This window comes from Marinibaculum pumilum, from assembly GCF_042646425.1.
Classification (GTDB): domain Bacteria; phylum Pseudomonadota; class Alphaproteobacteria; order Ferrovibrionales; family Ferrovibrionaceae; genus Marinibaculum; species Marinibaculum pumilum.
This window is the reverse complement of sequence record NZ_JBHRTR010000036.1, coordinates 33364-51848: the sequence shown is the minus strand read 5'-3', so window position 1 is coordinate 51848 and position 18485 is coordinate 33364. Positions and strand designations below refer to the sequence as shown.

Annotated in this window: 13 protein-coding genes; 9 read left to right on the top strand and 4 right to left on the bottom strand. The window is 69.4% G+C overall.

Translation table 11 applies throughout. The annotated features are described in order from the left end of the window. Nucleotides 1-70: 70 nt before the first annotated feature. From ACFOGJ_RS22680 to ACFOGJ_RS22665, 4 genes are all read left to right on the top strand, one after another. Nucleotides 71-4606 (top strand): response regulator, encoded by a 4536-nt coding sequence (locus ACFOGJ_RS22680; RefSeq protein ID WP_379904894.1) that lies wholly within the window; start codon nt 71-73, stop codon nt 4604-4606. Then, nucleotides 4560-5516, top strand: coding sequence for a diguanylate cyclase domain-containing protein (locus ACFOGJ_RS22675; protein WP_379904892.1), 957 nt, complete (start codon nt 4560-4562; stop codon nt 5514-5516). Before ACFOGJ_RS22680 ends, ACFOGJ_RS22675 begins: the two co-directional genes overlap by 47 nt. Nucleotides 5517-5589: 73 nt before the next feature. Further along, complete coding sequence (locus tag ACFOGJ_RS22670; RefSeq protein ID WP_379904890.1) at nt 5590-6819, top strand: multidrug effflux MFS transporter; 1230 nt, start codon at nt 5590-5592, stop codon at nt 6817-6819. A gap of 124 nt (nt 6820-6943) precedes the next feature. Next, nucleotides 6944-7777, top strand: coding sequence for a hypothetical protein (locus ACFOGJ_RS22665; protein WP_379904888.1), 834 nt, complete (start codon nt 6944-6946; stop codon nt 7775-7777). A gap of 59 nt (nt 7778-7836) precedes the next feature. On the opposite strand, the gene trxC is transcribed toward ACFOGJ_RS22665, so the two are convergent. Continuing rightward, entirely contained in the window at nt 7837-8280 is a 444-nt protein-coding gene (gene trxC, locus ACFOGJ_RS22660) for a thioredoxin TrxC (RefSeq protein WP_379904886.1), read from the bottom strand. 159 nt (nt 8281-8439) lie between these two features. Between trxC and ACFOGJ_RS22655 the strand changes: the two genes are divergently transcribed. After that, complete coding sequence (locus ACFOGJ_RS22655; RefSeq protein ID WP_379904884.1) at nt 8440-9219, top strand: alpha/beta fold hydrolase; 780 nt, start codon at nt 8440-8442, stop codon at nt 9217-9219. On the opposite strand, the gene ACFOGJ_RS22650 is transcribed toward ACFOGJ_RS22655, so the two are convergent. The 3 genes from ACFOGJ_RS22650 to ACFOGJ_RS22640 form a co-directional block, all read right to left on the bottom strand. Beyond that, nucleotides 9216-9902, bottom strand: a complete 687-nt coding sequence (locus ACFOGJ_RS22650) for an MBL fold metallo-hydrolase (protein ID WP_379904882.1) — start codon at nt 9900-9902, stop codon at nt 9216-9218. The genes ACFOGJ_RS22655 and ACFOGJ_RS22650 overlap by 4 nt on opposite strands. 11 nt (nt 9903-9913) lie before the next feature. After that, entirely contained in the window at nt 9914-10825 is a 912-nt protein-coding gene (locus ACFOGJ_RS22645) for a BKACE family enzyme (protein WP_379904880.1), read from the bottom strand. An 82-nt stretch (nt 10826-10907) separates the two neighbouring features. Next, complete coding sequence (locus ACFOGJ_RS22640) at nt 10908-12881, bottom strand: sensor histidine kinase (protein WP_379904878.1); 1974 nt, start codon at nt 12879-12881, stop codon at nt 10908-10910. Nucleotides 12882-13352: 471 nt separating this feature from the next. On the opposite strand from ACFOGJ_RS22640, the gene ACFOGJ_RS22635 reads away from it, so the two are divergent. From ACFOGJ_RS22635 to ACFOGJ_RS22620, 4 genes are all read left to right on the top strand, one after another. Further along, nucleotides 13353-14726, top strand: a complete 1374-nt coding sequence (locus ACFOGJ_RS22635) for an ammonium transporter (RefSeq protein WP_379904876.1) — start codon at nt 13353-13355, stop codon at nt 14724-14726. A 479-nt stretch (nt 14727-15205) separates the two neighbouring features. Then, nucleotides 15206-16627 carry a circularly permuted type 2 ATP-grasp protein gene (locus ACFOGJ_RS22630; RefSeq protein WP_379904874.1) on the top strand — a complete coding sequence of 474 codons (1422 nt, stop codon included), beginning with the start codon at nt 15206-15208 and terminating at the stop codon, nt 16625-16627. Nucleotides 16628-16656: 29 nt separating this feature from the next. After that, the gene (locus ACFOGJ_RS22625; RefSeq protein ID WP_379904872.1) at nt 16657-17637 is read left to right on the top strand and encodes an alpha-E domain-containing protein; all 981 of its coding nucleotides are present in this window, start codon (nt 16657-16659) and stop codon (nt 17635-17637) included. Nucleotides 17638-17735: 98 nt separating this feature from the next. Continuing rightward, the gene (locus ACFOGJ_RS22620; protein ID WP_379904870.1) at nt 17736-18467 is read left to right on the top strand and encodes a peptidase; all 732 of its coding nucleotides are present in this window, start codon (nt 17736-17738) and stop codon (nt 18465-18467) included. The last annotated feature ends 18 nt before the right edge of the window (nt 18468-18485 follow it).

The window sequence follows — 18485 nt, the reverse complement described above, 5'->3', positions numbered from 1 at the left end:
GAGATCCGCCGCCGCGGCGGGTCCTGCGGCGCAGGCTGTCGGCCGCGGCCTGCGATCCGGAGTGGTTGTGGTGAAGGCGCAGGAAACGAACAGCACCGGTTGGGGCCGGAACGGCACGCCGGCCCCGGCGGGCCCGCGCCGGGGCGAGGTGCTGTCCGGCTTCTTCCACCGGCTGGCCAGCCCGAACGTCGCCCCCTGGGTCTTCATCGGCACCGTCGTCCTGTTCGGCCTGCTTTCCGCGCTGTCGCATGCCCGTATCGACGACCTGGTGGCGGAGGAGGAGGCCACCGGCCGGGTGATCGCCATGGCGGCGCGGCAGCGCATGCTGTCGCAGCGCATCACCCTGCTCTCCAACCGGCTGGTGAACGGCCCGCCGGCGGAACGCGGGCGGGTGCGCTCCGAACTGCAGAGCGCGATCAACCTGATGACCGCCTCGCACGAGGCGCTGGTCCGCGGCTCCGACGTGCAGGGCGTGCCGGGGCTGCGCACCGAGCATATGCGGGACATCTATTTCGACGGCTCGGAAAGCCTGGAATCCCTGCTGCAGCATTTCCTGTCCAGCGCCCGCGCCGTCGCCTCCTGGCAGTCGGGCCAGGCCCTGATGGGGCCGCAGCTGGACCCGGACCTGCAGGAGAAGCTGTCCTACCTCAACACGGTCGGCGCCGGGCGCCTGCTGGAGCGGCTGGACGGCGCGGTGGCCGGCTTCGAGGAGGACGGGCGGGAGGCGATCAAGAACATCCGCGCCTGGAACCGGGTCGTGCAGGCGACGATCGTCGGCAGCGTGATCATCGTCGGCCTGTTCGTCTTCCTGCCGATCTCGCAGCGGCTGCGCCTGCAATGGGCGGAAGTGCGGCGGGCCCGCACCGAGGAGGACCGCACCCGCCTGCACCTGGAGGCGGTGTTCGCCAACGCGCCGGGCGGCATGATGGTGGTGGACGCCGACGGCAATATCCGCCAGGCCAATGCCCGGGCGCTGGAACTGCTGGAGCTGGACCGGGGCATCGGCGGCAATGTCCCTCGCCTTTCCGCGCTGCTGCCGCTGGCGCCTGCCGGGGCCAGTCCGGCCGAGGCGGCGGAAAGCGCGGCCGGGGAGGGCGCGGCCGGGGAAGGCGCGGCCGGAGCGGATGCCTTGGGGCGCACGGCGCTGCAGGCGCCGCGGGTGGAAGAGGTCACTGCCACCACTGCCGCCGGCCACAGCTTCACCGCCGAGGTGATCTCCGGCTGGTATCTGTCCGACGGCGAATGGCTGCGCATCGTCATCTGCTCCGACGTGACGGAGCGCAAGCGGGCGGCGGACCGTCTGCGCGCGCAGGAGGAGTTCTTCCGGTCGCTCTACGACAACACCCCGATCATGCTGCATTCGATCACGCCGGAGGGCGAGATCGTGCGGGTCAGCCGCTACTGGCTGCTGGCGCTGGGCTATGCCGAGAACGAAGTGATCGGGCGGCCGATCTTCGATTTCATGACACAGGAATCGGCCGAGCGCGCGCAGTCGGAGGTGATGCCCCGGTTCCGGGTCGAGGGCCGCTTCCGCAACATCCCCTACAAGCTGGTCACAAAGTCGGGCGAGCTGCGGGACGTGCTGTTCTCCGCCGACGCCGCCTACAACGCCGAAGGCGGCATCATGCACACCTTCAGTGTGGTGGTGGACGTGACCGAGCAGAACCGGCTGCGCGAGGAGGTGCAGCGCACCTCTGCCGCGCTGCTGGAACTGCACGGCATCACCAACGATGCCGGGCTGACCGCGGAGGAGCGGACCGCCAAGGTGCTGGCCTTCGCGCGGCGCAGCTTCCGCCTGGAGGCGGCCCTGGTCGGCAGGCTGCAGGACGGCAGCTTCGTGGTGGAGCAGGCGGACGGGCCGGACTGGCTGCCGCCGGTGGGGGCCGACCTCGCGGTGGCGGAGGATGCCGAACTCCTGGCGCCCGGTCAGGCCGAGGCAAATCGCCGCCGCGATACCGGCAAGGTCGGCGCGGCGGCGGCGATGTCCGCCGGCACCGCCGGCGAACTGTCGCCGCTGCTGCCCTCCGACGCCTTCATCGCGGCACCGATCGACGTCGACGGACGGCGCTACGGCACCGTCAGCTTCTTCTCCCGGGAGGCTCGGGACGAGCCCTTCTCCGACGGCGACCTGGCCCTGGTCCGCCTGATCGGGCAGTGGTTCGGCATCGAGCTGAACCGGCAGAACACCCTGGACGCGTTGGAAGAGGCCCGGATCGCGGCAGAGGAGGCGGCAAAGACCAAGAGCGCCTTCCTGGCCAATATGAGTCACGAGATCCGCACCCCGATGAACGCGATCATCGGCCTGTCGCGGCTCGCCCTGGATACCGACCTGACGGTCAAGCAGCGCGATTATGTCGAGAAGATCTACCGCTCCGGCCGCTCGCTGCTCGGCATCATCAACGACATCCTCGATTTCTCGAAGGTGGAATCGGGCAACCTGCGGGTGGAGCAGATCGACTTCAGTCTCGACGACGTGCTGCGCAATGTCTGCGACATGCTGGACGTGCAGACCCGGGACAAGGACCTGGAGGTCCTGGTCTGGACGGCGCCGGACGTGCCGCAGCACCTGATCGGCGATCCCCTGCGCCTGACCCAGATTCTGACCAACCTGACCGGCAATGCGGCCAAGTTCACGGAAGAGGGCGAGATCGTCGTCAAGGCGGCGGTGGTCGAGCGGGACGAGGACGGCGCCCTGCTGGCATTCTCTGTCCGCGACACCGGGATCGGCATCACCGAGGAACAGCAGGCACGACTGTTCCAGTCCTTCTCCCAGGCCGATGCCTCCACCACCCGCCGCTATGGCGGCACCGGCCTGGGCCTGGCGATCTGCAAGCGGCTGGTCGAGCTGATGGGCGGCACCATCGGCGTGGAGAGCGAGGCCGGGATGGGCTCGACCTTCCGCTTCACGGTCCGTCTCGGGGTCCGGCCGCATGCGGCGCTGCCGCCGCTGCCGGAAGGGGTGGACCCGACCAGCATGCGGGTGCTGATCGTCGACGACAACGACACCGCGCGCGAGATCCTGGAGGAGCTGACCCTGTCGCTGGGCTTCCAGGTGCAGTCGGCGAAAAACGGCCCGGAGGCGATCGAGGCGGTGCGGGCGGCGGCGATCCGCGGTCAGAAATACGACCTGGTGCTGATGGACTTCCTGATGCCGGAGATCGACGGCATCGAAACCGCGCGGCGCATCCTCGGCGCCGAGGACATCCCGGACGTGCCGCTGATCTTCATGGTCACCGCCCACGGGCGCGAGGAGGTGATCACCCATGCCGACGACCTGGACCTGGCCGGCCTGCTGCTGAAGCCGGTCAGTGCCTCGCTGCTGATGGACACGATCGTTTCGGTCCTCACCGGGCGCAACCGGCAGGCGGAAGAGGCCGAGCGCCGCCACGCCGCACCCGACACGCCGCCGGAGCGCATGGCTTCAGTGAAGGGCCTGCGCGTCCTGCTGGCGGAGGACAACGAGATCAACCAGCAGGTCGCCCGCGAGCTGCTGGAGAATATGGGGGTCGAGGTCGACCTGGTGGCGGACGGGCGCAGCGCCGTGGACCGGGTGCTGGCCGCCGGGCCGGGGCGCTACGACCTGGTGCTGATGGATGTCCAGATGCCGGTGCTCGACGGCCTGGAAGCGACGCAGGAGATCCGCCGGCATGTGCCTGCGGCCGACCTGCCCATCCTCGCCCTGACGGCCCATTCGATGGCCGAGGAGCGGGATCAGAGCCTGCAGGCCGGGATGAACGACCATCTGAACAAGCCGATCGACCGCGACGAACTGCTGGATGCGTTGATCCGCTGGTCCCTTGACGGCAGCCGGCAGGGCCCGGGCGGCGAGGCCGGAACGCCCGCCCTGCCCGACGACGGCGCCGCGGCCAGCGACGGCGAAACTGGTCAATCCACAGGTAAGCGTGTAGAGGGTGATCATCGGGCGCAGCCCGATTCCGGGGAGGAAGCCGCCGCAGGCGACCGGCAGCCCGTGCTGGATCTCGACAAGGCCGCGGCCCGGCTGGGGGGGAGCAGCGACATGGTCCGGGGTCTCCTGGACCGCTTTCTCGCGAAATATCAGGCCGCCGGCGACCAGATGCGGCGCCATCTGGCTGCGGGCGCGGTGGCCGAGGCCGGGGCCCTGGCGCACAGCGTCAGGGGCGCAGCGGCGACGGTCGGGGCCTATGCCACCGCCGCAGAGGCCGGCGCGGTGGAGGCCGCGGCGAAAAGCGGTGCCGTGGCACCGGGCCTGGTCGACCGGCTGGCCGCGGCGCTGGCGGCTCTGTCCGCCGCCGCGCCGCAGGACGCCGGGCAGGGCCCGGATGCGGCGCGGGGTGACGCGGCCGCGACGGGCGCCGGAGCACCGGCGGCGACGACTGCGGATGTCGCAGCGGCGTTCGATGCGCTCGACGCCGACCTGGAGGCCAACCGCTTCAGCGCCGGCCGCCAGGTCGAGGCCCTGTCGGGGCTGCTGGGCGCCAGCGCGCCGGCCGGTATCGCCGACCTTCGCGCGGCGGTCGGCGATCTGGACTTTGCCAGGGCGCGTGAGGTTCTGGCCGCAATGCGGGCAGAGGTGACAGATGGACCAGACGAGGCAGATGACGGCAATGCAGGCACCGCATCCTGACATCGCAGCCTGGGAGCAGCCGCCGAAGATCCTCGTGGTCGACGACGAGCCGCTCAACGTCCAGGTCTTGTGCGAGGTGCTGGCCGATTTCGGCCAGATCTCCTTCGCCACCAGCGGCGCCAAGGCACTGGAGCTGGCGGAGCGGGAGCGCCCCGATCTGGTGCTGCTCGACGTCATGATGCCGGAAATGGACGGCTATACCGTCTGCATCGAGATGAAGGCCCGCGACCGCACCCGGGACATCCCGGTGATCTTCGTCACCGCACTGGGCATGGACGATGACGAGGCAAAGGGCATCGAACTCGGCGCCATCGACTACATCACCAAGCCGTTCAGCGCGCCGGTGGTGCGTGCACGGGTGCGCAGCCAGCTGGTTCTCAAGCGCTATCGCGACTATCTCAGCCAGGTCGCCTATATCGACGGCCTGACCGGCGTGCCCAACCGGCGCAATTTCGACGACCGGATCGACGCCGCCTGGCGGGACTCCGTCCTGCGCAACCGGCCGCTGTCGCTGGCGCTGATCGATATCGACTTCTTCAAGCAGTACAACGACCATTACGGCCACGGCGCCGGCGACGAATGCCTGACGCGGGTGGCCGGGGCCCTGAAGACGGCGGCACAGGCCTTCAGCGGCTTCGTCGCGCGCTATGGCGGAGAGGAGTTCGCCTGCATCCTGGAAGGCACCGACGAGGTCGTGGCCGCGGAGCGGGCGGAGAAGCTGCGCGCCGCGGTGGAGGCGCAGGCCATGGTTCATGCGCCGACCGCCGGCAACAGCATCGTGACGGTCAGCGTGGGCACGGCGGCCCGGAACCCGCAGGCGGACGAGACCCTGCGCGACATGTTCCAGCGGGCGGACAACAACCTCTATGCCGCGAAACGGCTCGGCCGGAACTGCGTGATTTCCGGATGACCGCAGGCCGGTCCGCAACGGGTCCCGCGTTGTGACCGACCGCCCCGCCGGCCGGAACGCGGACGGGGACGATGTGGCCCGGGAGAATGTGGCCGGGGGGCGGGCGTCGCTGTTCATCGCCATCCTGATGGCGCTCTACGTCCTGGGCGAGGCGTCGAACACGATGTTCGTGCCGGCATTGCCGGCGCTGGTGGAGCTGTTCGGCGCGCCGGAGGCGATCGTCCAGTACACCCTGTCGGGCTATGCGCTGGCCTTCGCCATCGGCCAGCTGCTGTTCGGCCCGCTGTCGGACCGCTTCGGTCGCCGGCCCGGCGTGCTGGCCGGGCTGGTCGTCTTCCTGGCGGGCACCGCGATCGCCCTGCTCGCGACGTCGATCGGCTGGCTGATCCTGGGCCGCGTCCTGCAGGGCCTCGGCGCCTGCGCCGGCTATGTGGTCGCCCGGGCGATGGTGCGCGACCGCTTCGGCCGGCAGGGGGCGGCGCCGGTCATGGGGCTGCTGTTCCTCTGTCTTTCGGTGGCGGTGATCCTGTCGCCAGTGATCGGCGGGCTGGTGGTCGACGGGCTGGGCTGGCGGGTCGGTTTCTGGCTGCAGGGCGGTGCGGCGCTGATCCTCGGCCTGGTCTGCCTCTTCGCCCTGCGGGAGACCAATGCCCGGCCGGATCCGCATGCGCTGCGGCTTCTGCGGCTGCTGCGGAACTATGCCGACCTGTTCGCCAATCCGCGCTACCTGGCCTACATGCTGACCCATTCCTGCGGCTATGCCGGCATCCTCGCCTTCTTCGCCGGCGGCGCCTTCGCGCTGACCGACCAGATGGGGCTGACCCGGCAGGAACTCGGCCAGGGGCTGGGGCTGGTGATGGTGGGCTTCCTGCTGGGCATCGTCGCGGCGATGCTGGCCCTGCGCCGGCTGGGTGCCGGTATCCGGCTGCTGGTCTCCATCAGCACCGTGCTGATGGCGGTGCCACCGGTCCTGCTGCTGCTCTGGTCGTCCTTCGGCACCCTGGACCTGACCGGGCTGATGGTGCTGGAGTTCGCCTTCATGTTCGGCACCGGCCTGATGGCGCCCAACACCGCCGCCGGCGTGATGCTGGAATATCCGGACCGTGCCGGACTGGCCGCGGCCCTGCTGGGCTGCATGCAGATGGCGGCGGCGGCGGTGGCGACGGCCGTCGTCAGCATCCTCTCGGCACGCTACGGCGTGCCGGCCATCACCGTCGCGCAGGCGATTCTGGGCGGTTCGGCGCTGGTGCTGTTCCACCTGCTGGTCCGCATGGGCGGCCGGCGTGGTGCGGTCGGCGACTGATCCCACCTGGCTGTTGGCTCCCCCTGCATGAGGACCGGCTGCGGATTTGCAGCGGCCGCCTGGCCGTCATCGGGCGGCACCCCTAGGATATGCGAGGGGCGATTGCGGCGCTGGGGGCGCGAAGATGCAGACTGACGACAAGACAGAGCGGGCCGGCCCGACCGGCCCCGGTGCCGTGTTCGGCTTCGACCGGATCTTCGGCCTGACCTTCCAGGCATTCAACAACGGCTGGCGGGGCTTTGCGGTCCTGATCGTCCTTGGCCTGGCGCTGTCTGTCCTGCTGGAGGTCGCCTTCGGCATCCTCGGTGTCGGGGACCAGCTGCCGGCGGAGGCCGCAGCGACGGACGAGCAGGGCGCGGCGGCCTCCGAGATCGCGGATCTGGAGCCGGGGCAGGCCTTCGGAGGCCTCCTGGCAGTGATGCTTTTCTTCATAGCGAACCTGATCCTGCATTTCGCTGCGGTCCGCCATGCCTGGTCATGGATGGGGCCGGCGCCGGGCCGGCTGCGCGAGGATTTCGCCCTGGTCTTCCGGCGATTCTGGCCGATGCTGGGCGGCGGGCTGCTCTTCTGGCTCTGCCTCACGATCGGCTTCATGCTGCTGATCGTCCCCGGAATCATTCTGGCGGTGCGCTGGTGGATCTGGCCGCTCGCCGTCCTGAGGGAGGGGGAAAGCGGCGCGGGCGCGTTGCGGCGCAGCGCCGAGATCACCAAGGGCCGGCGCTGGACGATCTTCCTGGTCCTGCTGGTGGCGATGGTGGTCACCGGTGCCGTCTCGCAGGCGATGGCGGCGCTGGGCAATCTGCAGATGCTGTTCTACCTGCTGTTCATGCTGGTGAACGCGGTGCTCATGGTGCTCTGGGCCTGCCTGACCGCCGCCCTGTACACGGCGCTGCGGGAGACCGAGGGCCCCGGCGCAGAGGCCCGGCGGGAAGGAGCGCCGGACACGGGCACAGCCTGACCGGTCCGCTGCTGCCCCATTCCGCTGCTGCCCCATTCCGCTGCTGCTGGTCGCCGCGGTCAGCCGGGAAGCTGGCTCTCCACCCAATGCCGCAGCGCGGCGGCAGAGACGGCGCCGCTGTGGCGGGCGCGTTCGCGGCCGCCCTGCACCAAGACCAGGGTCGGGATAGAGCGGATGCCGAAGCGGGCCGCCAGGTCCGGCTCGGCATCGCTGTCCACCTTTGCCAGCCGCAACCGCGGCTCCAGCTCGGCGGCCGCGGCCTCGAACACCGGTGCCATGGCGCGGCAGGGCCCGCACCAGGACGCCCAGAAATCCAGCAGCAGCGGCAGTTCCGACTGCGCGGCATGCCGGTCGAAACGGGCGCCCGTCAGGGCCAGCGGATGGCCGGTGAACAGCTTGCCGCCGCATTTGCCGCACTTGCCGCCGGCATCGAGGCGGGCCCTGGGCACGCGGTTCAGCGTGTCGCAATGCGGGCAGGCGAGAACAATCTTGTCGTCGGCCATGGCAGCCTCACCGGGGGCAATCTTATCAGGTCCAGGATGCGCCCTGTCGGGCAGGAATCCTATATGGTTGCCGCCGGGATCAGGTGCCATCCGGCGCGGCGCACCGCGCCGGCGCCTATTGTCGCAATCGTGCAGCACGGTCCGACCGGGGGAGCGGGGATGCAGATCAGGGGAGACGGGGCGGAGACGGCGCTGCTGGTGCACGGTTCGCCCGGGGGGCCGCGCTCCTGGGCGCGGGTCGCGCGCCATCTGGAGGGGCGTTTCCGGCTGGCCCTGCCCACCCTGGAAGGTCATGGCGGCGTCCGGACGGTGACCGAGGCGCCGCCGGTCTCCACCGCCGCCCATGCCGCACCCCTGGCGGACTGGCTGCGCGCCCAACCGGCGCCGGTCCTTCTGGCGGGCCATTCCTATGGCGGCAATGTCGCCCTCAACGTCGCCCGCGCGGTGCCGGCGAAGGTGGCGCGGCTGGTCCTGTTCGAGCCGGTGCTGATCGCGATCCTCGAGACCGGCGGGGCGATGGACGCCTACGACCATACCAAGGCCGCCTTCGACCGCTATATCGCGGCGGCGCTGGCCGGCGAACCGCAGGCGGCGCGCCTCATGATCGACTACTGGTTCGGCCCGGGCGGCTTCGACGCGATGCCGGCGGCGGTGCAGGCCTACATGGAGGCGCGCACCCTGGTGAACGTGCGCGACGTGCAGGCCTCATTCGCAGAGCAGTACACGGTTGCGGATCTGGCCGCGCTGCCGATGCCGGTGGACATCGCCTATGGCACCGCCAGCCCCGAGGCGACGCACCGGCTGGCAAGCGTCATGGCGCGGCTGACCCCGAACGGCCGGGCGGTGCCGGTCGCGGGCGGCACGCACGGCATGCTGGACAGCCATCCGCAGGCGGTGGCGGCGATCCTCGCCGGCGAACCGGCGCCGGCGGACGATTAGTCGTCGTCCATCTGCTCCACGGCGAAGTCGGAGACGAAGGCGTTGAACTTCCGCTCATGCGCGAAGGTCGAGGTCGGGCCATGGCCCGGCACGAACGCCGTCTCGCCGCCCAGCGGCCAGAGCTTGCCGGTGATCGACCGGATCAGCTGCTGGTGATTGCCGCGCGGCAGGTCGCTGCGGCCGATCGAGCCCTGGAACAAGACGTCGCCGACGATCGCGACCTGGTGCGCCGGGTTGTGGAACACGACATGGCCGGGCGTGTGGCCGGGGCAGTGATAGACGTCCAGCACCAGGTTGCCGACCGTCGCCGTGTCGCCGTCCTGCAGCCAGCGGTCCGGGGTGAAGTCGCGGCACCAGGTCATGCCGTACTTGGCGCCCTGCTGCGCCAGGCTCTCCAGCCAGAAGGCATCGTCGGGATGCGGTCCCTCGATGGGCACCTGCAGCCGTTCCGCCAGCTCCGCCGCGCCGCCGGCATGGTCCATATGGCCGTGGGTGATCAGGATCTTCTCCACCGTCACGCCCTGGGCCTCGGCCAGGGCGAGCAGGCGGTCGGTCTCGCCGCCGGGATCGGTGAAGGCGCCGCGCATCGTCTCGGTGCACCAGATCAGGCAGCTGTTCTGCTGGAACGGGGTCACCGGCTGAATGGCGATCTTCATCCGCGGCTCGGCATTCTCCTCGGTCATCCGCGGGCCGCCTATTCCGCCGCCGCCCGGGCCGGCGCGCGGCCCTGGGGCGCCAGGCCCAGCATCTCGCGGGCCTCCGCCGCGGTCGCGATCTCGCCGCCCAGGCTCTCCACGATGCCGACCGCCTTGCGCACCAGCGCCGCATTGTCCGGCGTCAGCTTGCCCTTGGAAAGGTAGACGCTGTCCTCCATGCCGATCCGCACATGGCCGCCGGCAACGACGGCCTGCGCCACCATGGGAAAGGCCGCGCGGCCGATGCCGAAGCCGGTCCAGGCGCTGCCCGGCGGCAGCATGTTGCGCAGGTAGAGCATGCTTTCCGGCGAGGCGGGCATGCCGTACTTCACCCCCAGGACGAAGGAGAACATGCCCGGCGTCTTCAGCACCCCGCCGGCGAACAGGTCGAGCGCCAGCGCCATGTCGCCGGAATCGAAGATCTCGAATTCCGGCTTCACGCCGGCCTCGTAGATCACCTCCGCCATCTTCGTGACATTGCCGGGGGTGTTGATCACCACTTCCCGACCGAAGGTCATGGTGTTCAGGTCCAGGGTGCAGATCTCCGGCCGCAGCGCCGCGATATGCTCCACCCGCAGTTCCGGCCGCATCAGGTTGGTGCGCGGCCCGGCGATCTTCGGATCCTCGTCGCTGGGGTGGAAGCGGCCGCCGGGTCCGGTGGTCAGGTTGATGATCAGGCTGTCGTTGCTTTCCCGGATCAGCTCCATCACCCGGCGATAATGCGCCAGCTCCATCGACGGCGCCCCGGTGGCGGGATCGCGGACATGGACATGGACGATGGCGGCGCCGGCTGCCGCCGCGTCCAGGCAGTGCCGGGCGATCTGCTCCGCCGAGACGGGCAGGTTCTCGTTCTGGGCCGGCGTCGTCAGGTTGCCGGTGACGGCGCAGGTGAGGATGGTCTTCTGCGGCATGGGCCCTCTCCTAAGGCATTTGTCGCAGACTAGACCAGGTGGCGCCGGTCCGTCAGCCGCGCCGCATCGGGGATGAAGCGGATCAGGCCGCGGTCTGCCGCAGCACCCGGCTGGCCGGCAGGATCGCGGTCAGGGTATTGCCTTCGTTGGCGGCGCTGCGGATGTCGAGCCGGCCGCCATGCAGGTCCAGCATGGTACGGGCCAGGGGCAGGCCCAGGCCCGTCCCCTCGAAGCGCCGGTCGTAGCTGCGCTGCACCTCGTCGAACGGGGTCAGCAGCTTCGCCACGTCGCGCTCCGGGATCGGCGGGCCGTCATCGTGGATGCGGACGTGCAGCTCGCCATTGCGCGCGATCACTGCGGCGATCTCCACCTGGCCGTCGGTGGGCGAGGATTGTACCGCATGGTTCATCAGGTTGATCAGGGCCTGCTGCAGCCGCTGCTCGTCGCCCCGCACGACGGGCATGTCGTCGTCGGTCATCATCGACAGGGTCACGTTGTGGACCTTCGCCTCGCGGCTGACGATGCTGACGCTGGAGCGCAGCAGTCGGCCCACGTCGAGGGTCGTCTCCTCCAGGTCGAGCACGCCGATCTCTGCCCGCGACAGGTCGCGCAGATCGTTGAGGATCCGCATCAGGTATTCGCCGCTGTTATGCACCGACAGGGCGTATTCCAGGTACTTGGCGTGGCCCAGCGGGCCGAACAGCTGGTCGGTCATCATTTCCGAGAAACCGATGATCGAATTCAGCGGCGTCCGCAGCTGGTGGGATATGTTGGCGATGAAGGCCGACCGCTTTTCGTTCGACAGCCGGGCGGCACGCACCGTCTCGGCATCGCGGGCCTGGCGCTGTTGCACCGCCAGCGCCATCTGGCCGGTCGCGATCCCGAGCTGGCGGACCTCCCGCAGCGGATGCCGTGCCGCCGCGGCGGCCAGGCGCTCGGCCGTCTCCGCCGGATCCGGGCCATCGCCGGGATCGCTGTCGGTCTTCGACGACGACTGGCGGACCGCGGCAAGGGCGCCGCCGATCTGGCGCACCAGCCGCGCAAGGGTCCGCTGCGCCAGGGCCGACACCGCGACGGCGACGGCCGCCACCAGGCCCAGCAGGATCGCCGCCACCGTCCAGACCCTGCCGACCATGTCGGCCAGGCCCTGGTCCCGGCGGTAGGCGGTGACGGTCCAGTCAAGACCGGCGACCATTGCATGGCTCGCCGGATAGGTCCGGCCATCGGCAGGATCGGTGAAGGTGGTGGTGGCGGGGTCCGGCTGCGTGCGCGGCATCTCGCCGGCCGGTGTGCGACGGGTCAGCCGCAGCTTCGGATCCTCGTGATAGAGCAGCCGGCCCTGCGGGCCGTGGACGGCGACGAACGCCGCTTGCGGCCGGCCGCCGGCCTCTGCGATCGCGGCGATCTGATCGGCCGATATCCAGGCGAAAGTGGCGTTGGCATCGCCGCCCGCTCGCGGCGGTGGCTGGACCAGCAGGATGCCCGGGGCGCCCGCCTCGTCCCGCGCGACGGATGCGAACAGCACGCTGCCGGGCTGGAAGGCCCGTTCCGCCAGGTCGGGTTGTTCGTGTATCCAGGCCATCGAGGCGGGGCAGGTGGCTCCCGGCGGCGCCAGGCAGGGACCGATCCGGCCGTCCGGGCTCATCAGGACGACATGGCGGATGCCCGAACTGCCCAGCAGCGGGTGGAGGGCTTCGTCAACCGCGACTGCCGGCCGCTCCGCCGCCGCTGCGGCGGTCCCGCCGCCTGCGCGCAGCTGCGTGTCGGCCGCATGGACCACGCCGGCGACATGGACGCCGAACAGCTCCAGCCGCGTGGCGATACGACCCGCCAGCGCGGCGGTGTCATCGGCCATCTGATCGCCGGCGCGCTCCCGGATCAGGGCGTCTGTCCAGATCGCCTGGATCAGCAGCGGCACGCCGGCGACGATGCACAGCAGGGCAAGCAGCAGCGCCACGGCGCCGACGCCATGCCGGCGCGGTTGCGCCGCGCCTGCCTGCCTCTTGCCCTGCGGCATCTCTGCCGTGCCGCCCCCGCCGGGCCGTGCTTCCGTCATTCGTTCCCGAACTGCCAAAGCTGCATCAGATTCCCCGCCGGGTCCCCCGTGTCCCGCACGCCCGTGCTTCACGAGACTGTGCCCTGCACGACCTTCCGGGCCACCGCGCATTCATGCACGCGTCGGTTTCGACACACTGCCCGCCAATGGGTTCACGCTTCCCTAACATGAGGCGACAAATGCCCCGCTGTCGCCCGTCATTGTTGCACAAATTTTGGTCAAGCCGCTGCCCCCGGCTGCCGCTTTCAGCGGCGCATCGCCGTGTCCGGCCGCCCGATCGCGGCTTTGCCCCGTCGCAGGGCCAGCGGGCAGGCGGCGCTCCGCCGGCCTGCCGGCGGTGGCACGGATCTTGTAATTTCCGGCGCCAGCAGAGCCGCAGAGGTTCGGCAGTCGCATGCGTGTGCGGCCCCGCCTGCATGACAGGCAGGCGCGGGTCCAGATACGTGTCGCCGCGAGGGGAAAAGAAAGAGAATGACCGCAAAACCAATGTCGATCACACGCAAGGTCCTGGCCATGGGGCTGGCCGGCGGTATGGGTGTCGCAGCGACCCCGGCGCTGGCCGAAGTCAGCACGGAAACGGCCTTTGTCCTGAACACGTTCTCGTTCCTGGTGCATGGCTTCCTTGTCATGTTCATGGCGGCCGGCTTCGCCATGCTGGAATCCGGCCTGGTCCGCAGCAAGAACACGGCTGCGATCTGCCTGAAGAACATCGCCCTCTACTCGATCGCCGGCATCATGTACTACCTGATCGGGTACAACCTGATGTATGTCGGCGACAGCATCAGCTGGATCGGCAGCGTCACCCTTCTCTACAACCCCGGCGACAGCGAGATCGCCCTGCTGGCTGCCGGCGACGATGCCGCCGCCGCCGCCGCCCCGCTGGCCGCGGCGGTCGACAACGGCTATTCGGTGGCCTCCGACTGGTTCTTCCAGATGGTGTTCGTCGCCACCGCGGCCTCGATCGTCTCCGGCACCATCGCCGAGCGGGCGAAGTTCTGGCCGTTCATGATTTTCGTGGCGGTGCTGACCGGCATCATCTATCCGATCCAGGGCTCCTGGACCTGGGGCCAGGGCTGGCTCGCCCAGATGGGCTTCTCCGACTTCGCGGGCTCCACCATCGTCCATTCCGTGGGCGGCTGGGCGGCCCTGGTCGGCGCTCTGATCATCGGCGCGCGGAAGGGCAAGTTCGGCCCCGGCGGCACCATCCACCCGATGCCCGGCGCCAACCTGCCGCTCGCCACCCTGGGCACCTTCATCCTGTGGTTCGGCTGGTTCGGCTTCAACGGCGGCTCGCAGCTGGCCCTGGGCTCCGCCGCCGACGCGATCGCGATGTCGATCGTCTATGTCAACACCAACCTGGCGGCGGCCGGCGGCGTGGTCGCGGCGATGGTCCTGACCGGCGCGATCTACCGCAAGATCGACCTGACCATGGTGCTCAACGGCGCCATCGGCGGCCTGGTGTCGATCACCGCCGGGCCGGACCTGCAGAACCACCTCGTCGCGATCATCGTCGGTGCCATCGGCGGCATCCTGGTCGTGGTCGCGGTGCCGCTGATCGATCGCCTGAAGATCGACGACGTGGTCGGTGCGATCTCCGCCCACCTTGTCTGCGGCATCTGGGGCACCCTCGCCGTCGGCATCTTCGGCAGTGCCAATTTCGGGGTCCAGATCGTCGGCATCCTGGCGATCGGTGCCTTCGTCGTGATCACCAGCGGCATCGTGTGGGGCATCCTGCGCTTCACCACCGGTGTCAGGGTGACGGACGAGGAAGAGAATGAAGGGCTGGACAAGGCCGAGCTTGGGATGGAGGCCTATCCCGAGTTCGGCGCGGGCAGCCAGCGCTGACGCGTTCCCCCAAGGGTGCCGGCCGGGACCTGTCCCGGCCGGTGCACCGCCTAGGGCCCGGGTTCCACCCGGGCCCCCTTTTTTTGCAGAGTCCGGCGGCGCCCGGGGCTTCCGTTGCGAACCCTCCTTTTGCGGCAGCCCTCCTTAAGCAGCCCTCCTTTTGCGACAGCCATGGGACCTTTTCCGGGGGCCTGCTGTTTCCGGAATGGCGGCGGGAACCGGGATCGGGGTGGCCGGTTGCCGTCGGCGGCCTGGGCCTCCGGGTACAGGCGTTGCAGTCCGGAGCAGGCCGCCCGCGCCGGCTTAACCCCCGGCCGGGGGCCGCGCGTCGCCACCGGATTCTATCGTGCCGTGGGCGGGGGCTTTGCCGAAGCATGGCGGTATGGCTTAAGACTCTCTGATACTCCAGCGCACCCCGGTGGCCCGGTTGGGCCGCCGCAAGCCCATAGATGGGACCACGCAACAGCGGGAAGGCAGCGATGGCAGCACCGGACTTCTTCGACGAGATGCGCAAGGCGGACAGGACGGTGCGACCGGCCTATGCCGGAGTGTCCGACTGGCTCGAGAAGATCCCGGTCAAGGAGATGGACAGGAAGCGGCGGGAAGCCGAGCTGCTGTTCCGGCGCCTGGGCATCACCTTCGCCGTCTATACCGAGGGCGGCGATACCGAGCGCCTGATCCCCTTCGACATCGTACCGCGCGTGCTGTCGGCCGACGAATGGGCCTATCTGGAGCGGGGCCTGATCCAGCGGGTCAACGCGCTGAACGCCTTCCTGCACGACGTCTATCACGACCAGGAGATCATCAAGGCCGGCCGCATGCCTGAGCGCCTGGTGCTGCAGAACAGCCAGTTCCGCAAGGAGATGGTGGGCATCGACCTGCCCCGGCAGATCTACAACCAGATCGCCGGCGTCGATGTCGTCCGCACCGGCGAGAGCGACTTCTTCGTCCTGGAGGACAATATGCGGGTCCCCTCCGGCGTCTCCTACATGCTGGAGGACCGGGAGGTGATGATGCGCCTCTTTCCCGACCTGTTCGCCCGCAACCGGGTGGCGCCGGTCAGCCATTATCCGGAAACCCTGCTGACCACCCTGCGGTCGATGGCGCCGGAGGCGGTGCGCGAGGATCCGACCGTCGTGCTGCTGACCCCCGGCTTCTTCAACTCCGCCTATTTCGAGCATGCCTTCCTGGCGGAACAGATGGGCATCGAGCTGGTGGAGGGGCAGGACCTGCTGGTGCGCGACGGGCATGTCTACATGAAGACCGCCGGTGGCCTGCGCCGGGTCGACGTGATCTACCGCCGGATCGACGACGACTTCCTGGATCCGACCGTCTTCAACCCGAACTCCGTCCTCGGCGTGCCGGGCCTGTTCGACTGCTATGCGCAGGGCCGGGTGACCCTGTGCAACGCCGTCGGCACCGGCATTGCCGACGACAAGGCGGTCTACATGTACGTGCCGGAGATGGTGCGCTTCTACATGGGCGAGGAGCCGATCCTCAACAACGTGCCGACCTACTGGCTCAGCAACGATGACGACCTGAAATATGTGCTGGAGCATCTGGAGGAACTGGTCGTGAAGGAGGTGCATGGCGCCGGCGGCTACGGGATGCTGGTCGGGCCGAAGGCCTCGAAGTCCGAGGTCGCCGCCTATCGCGAGCGGGTGCTGAAGGATCCCGGCGCTTTCATCGCGCAGCCCACCCTGGCGCTGTCGACCTGCCCCACCTTCGTCGCCGACGGTATCGCACCGCGCCATGTCGACCTGCGCCCCTTCGTGCTGTCGGGGGAACAGGTGCAGGTCGTGCCGGGCGGCCTGACCCGGGTCGCGATGGCGGAGGGCTCCCTGGTGGTGAATTCCAGCCAGGGCGGCGGGACCAAGGATACCTGGGTCCTGCGGGCCTGATCGCCGGCGGACAGTAGCGGAGGAACGGAATGCTCAGCCGGGCTGCGGACAATCTGTACTGGATGGCGCGCTATATCGAGCGCGCCGAGAACATGGCGCGCATGCTGGACGTCAGCTACCGGATGTCGCTGATGCCGTCGAGCGACGAGCCGCGCAGCCAGTGGGAGCCGCCGTTGATCATCGCCGGCTGCGATGCCGGCTTCGCCGCCACCGGCCTGCCGCTGGAGAGCCACAACGTCATCAACTACCTGGCGCTGGACGCCGGCAACCCGTCGTCGATCCGCCGCTGCCTGCAGGCCGCGCGCGAGAATGCGCGCGCCATGCGCAGCGAGATCACGACGGAGATGTGGGAGAGCATCAACTCCACCTGGCTGGAGATGCGGGAGATGGAATATGCCCATCTCGTCAGCGTCGGCTACAGCGACTTCTTCGAATGGGTGAAGGAGCGCAGCCACCTGTTCCGCGGCGTGACGATGGGCACGATGATGCGGGAGGAGGCGTTCCACTTCGTCCGCCTGGGTACCGCGCTGGAGCGCGCGGATGCCACTGCGCGCCTGCTGGACGTGAAGTACCACATGCTGCTGCCCAGCCCGCGCGACGTGGGCGGCCTGGTCGACCATTACCAGTGGGCGGCGCTGCTGCGCTCGGTCAGCGCCTTCCGCGCCTATCGCAACACCTATCGCGACAGCATCAAGCCGGCGAAGGTCGCCGACCTGCTGATCCTGAACCCGGCCATGCCGCGGTCGATCGCCGCCAGCTTCGAGGAGATCACGGATACCCTCTTCACCCTGCGCGACGCCTATGCGCGGGACTATGCCTCCACCCGCATGGCCTTCGCGATGCAGAGCCGCCTGCGCTACATCCAGATCGAGGAGATTTTCGCCCACGGCCTGCACGAGTTCCTGACCGAGCAGATCGACGGCAATATCAAGCTCGGGATGACCATCGCGCGCGACTTCATGGGGGCCGCCGACCCGGCGGAACAGAAACAGGCGCAAGCTTCCGCTTGATCGCCGGCCCGCCCTGGGGCATAGCCGCAGCGGGGCGGCCGCCCGGTTCCTGACAGGACAGTCCCGACCGGCGGCATGCGGCAGGGGGAAGCGCGACGATGACCTATTGCGTTGGCATGCTGGTGCGCGACGGCCTGATCGCGCTGGCGGATACCCGCACCAATGCCGGCGTCGACCATGTCTCCAGCGTCACCAAGCTGCATGTCTGGGAACAGCCGGGCGAACGGGTACTGATGCTGATGACCGCCGGCAACCTGGCGATCACCCAGTCGGTCGTCAGCCTGCTGGACGAGGGCGGCGCCATGGACGATGGCACCACCCTGATGAACGTGCCGACGATGTTCGAGGCGGCGCGCCTGGTCGGCGCCGCCGTGCGGGAGGTCCATCGCCGCGATGCCGAGGCACTGGGCAAGCAGGGGGTCGACTTCGTCGCTTCCTTCCTGCTGGGCGGGCAGATCGCCGGGCGGCGCCTGCGCCTGTTCATGATCTATACCGCCGGCAATTTCATCGAGGCGACGCCGGAGACGCCCTACCTGCAGATCGGCGAGACCAAGTACGGCAAGCCGATCATCGACCGGGTCCTGACCTTCGAGACCGGCCTGCGGGAGGCGCTGAAATGCGCCCTGCTGTCGATGGATTCCACCCTGAAGTCGAACATCTCCGTCGGCCTGCCGCTGGACCTGGCGATCTATGAGCGGGATTCGCTGAAGCTGGGCCTGCAGCGGCGGATCACCGAGGATGACGGCTATTTCGGCGGCCTGCGCAAGAAATGGACGGACGGCCTGGCGGCCGCCGTCGCCAACATCCCCGACCCGGACTGGACATGGTAGCCTGCCGCTCCGGGGCGG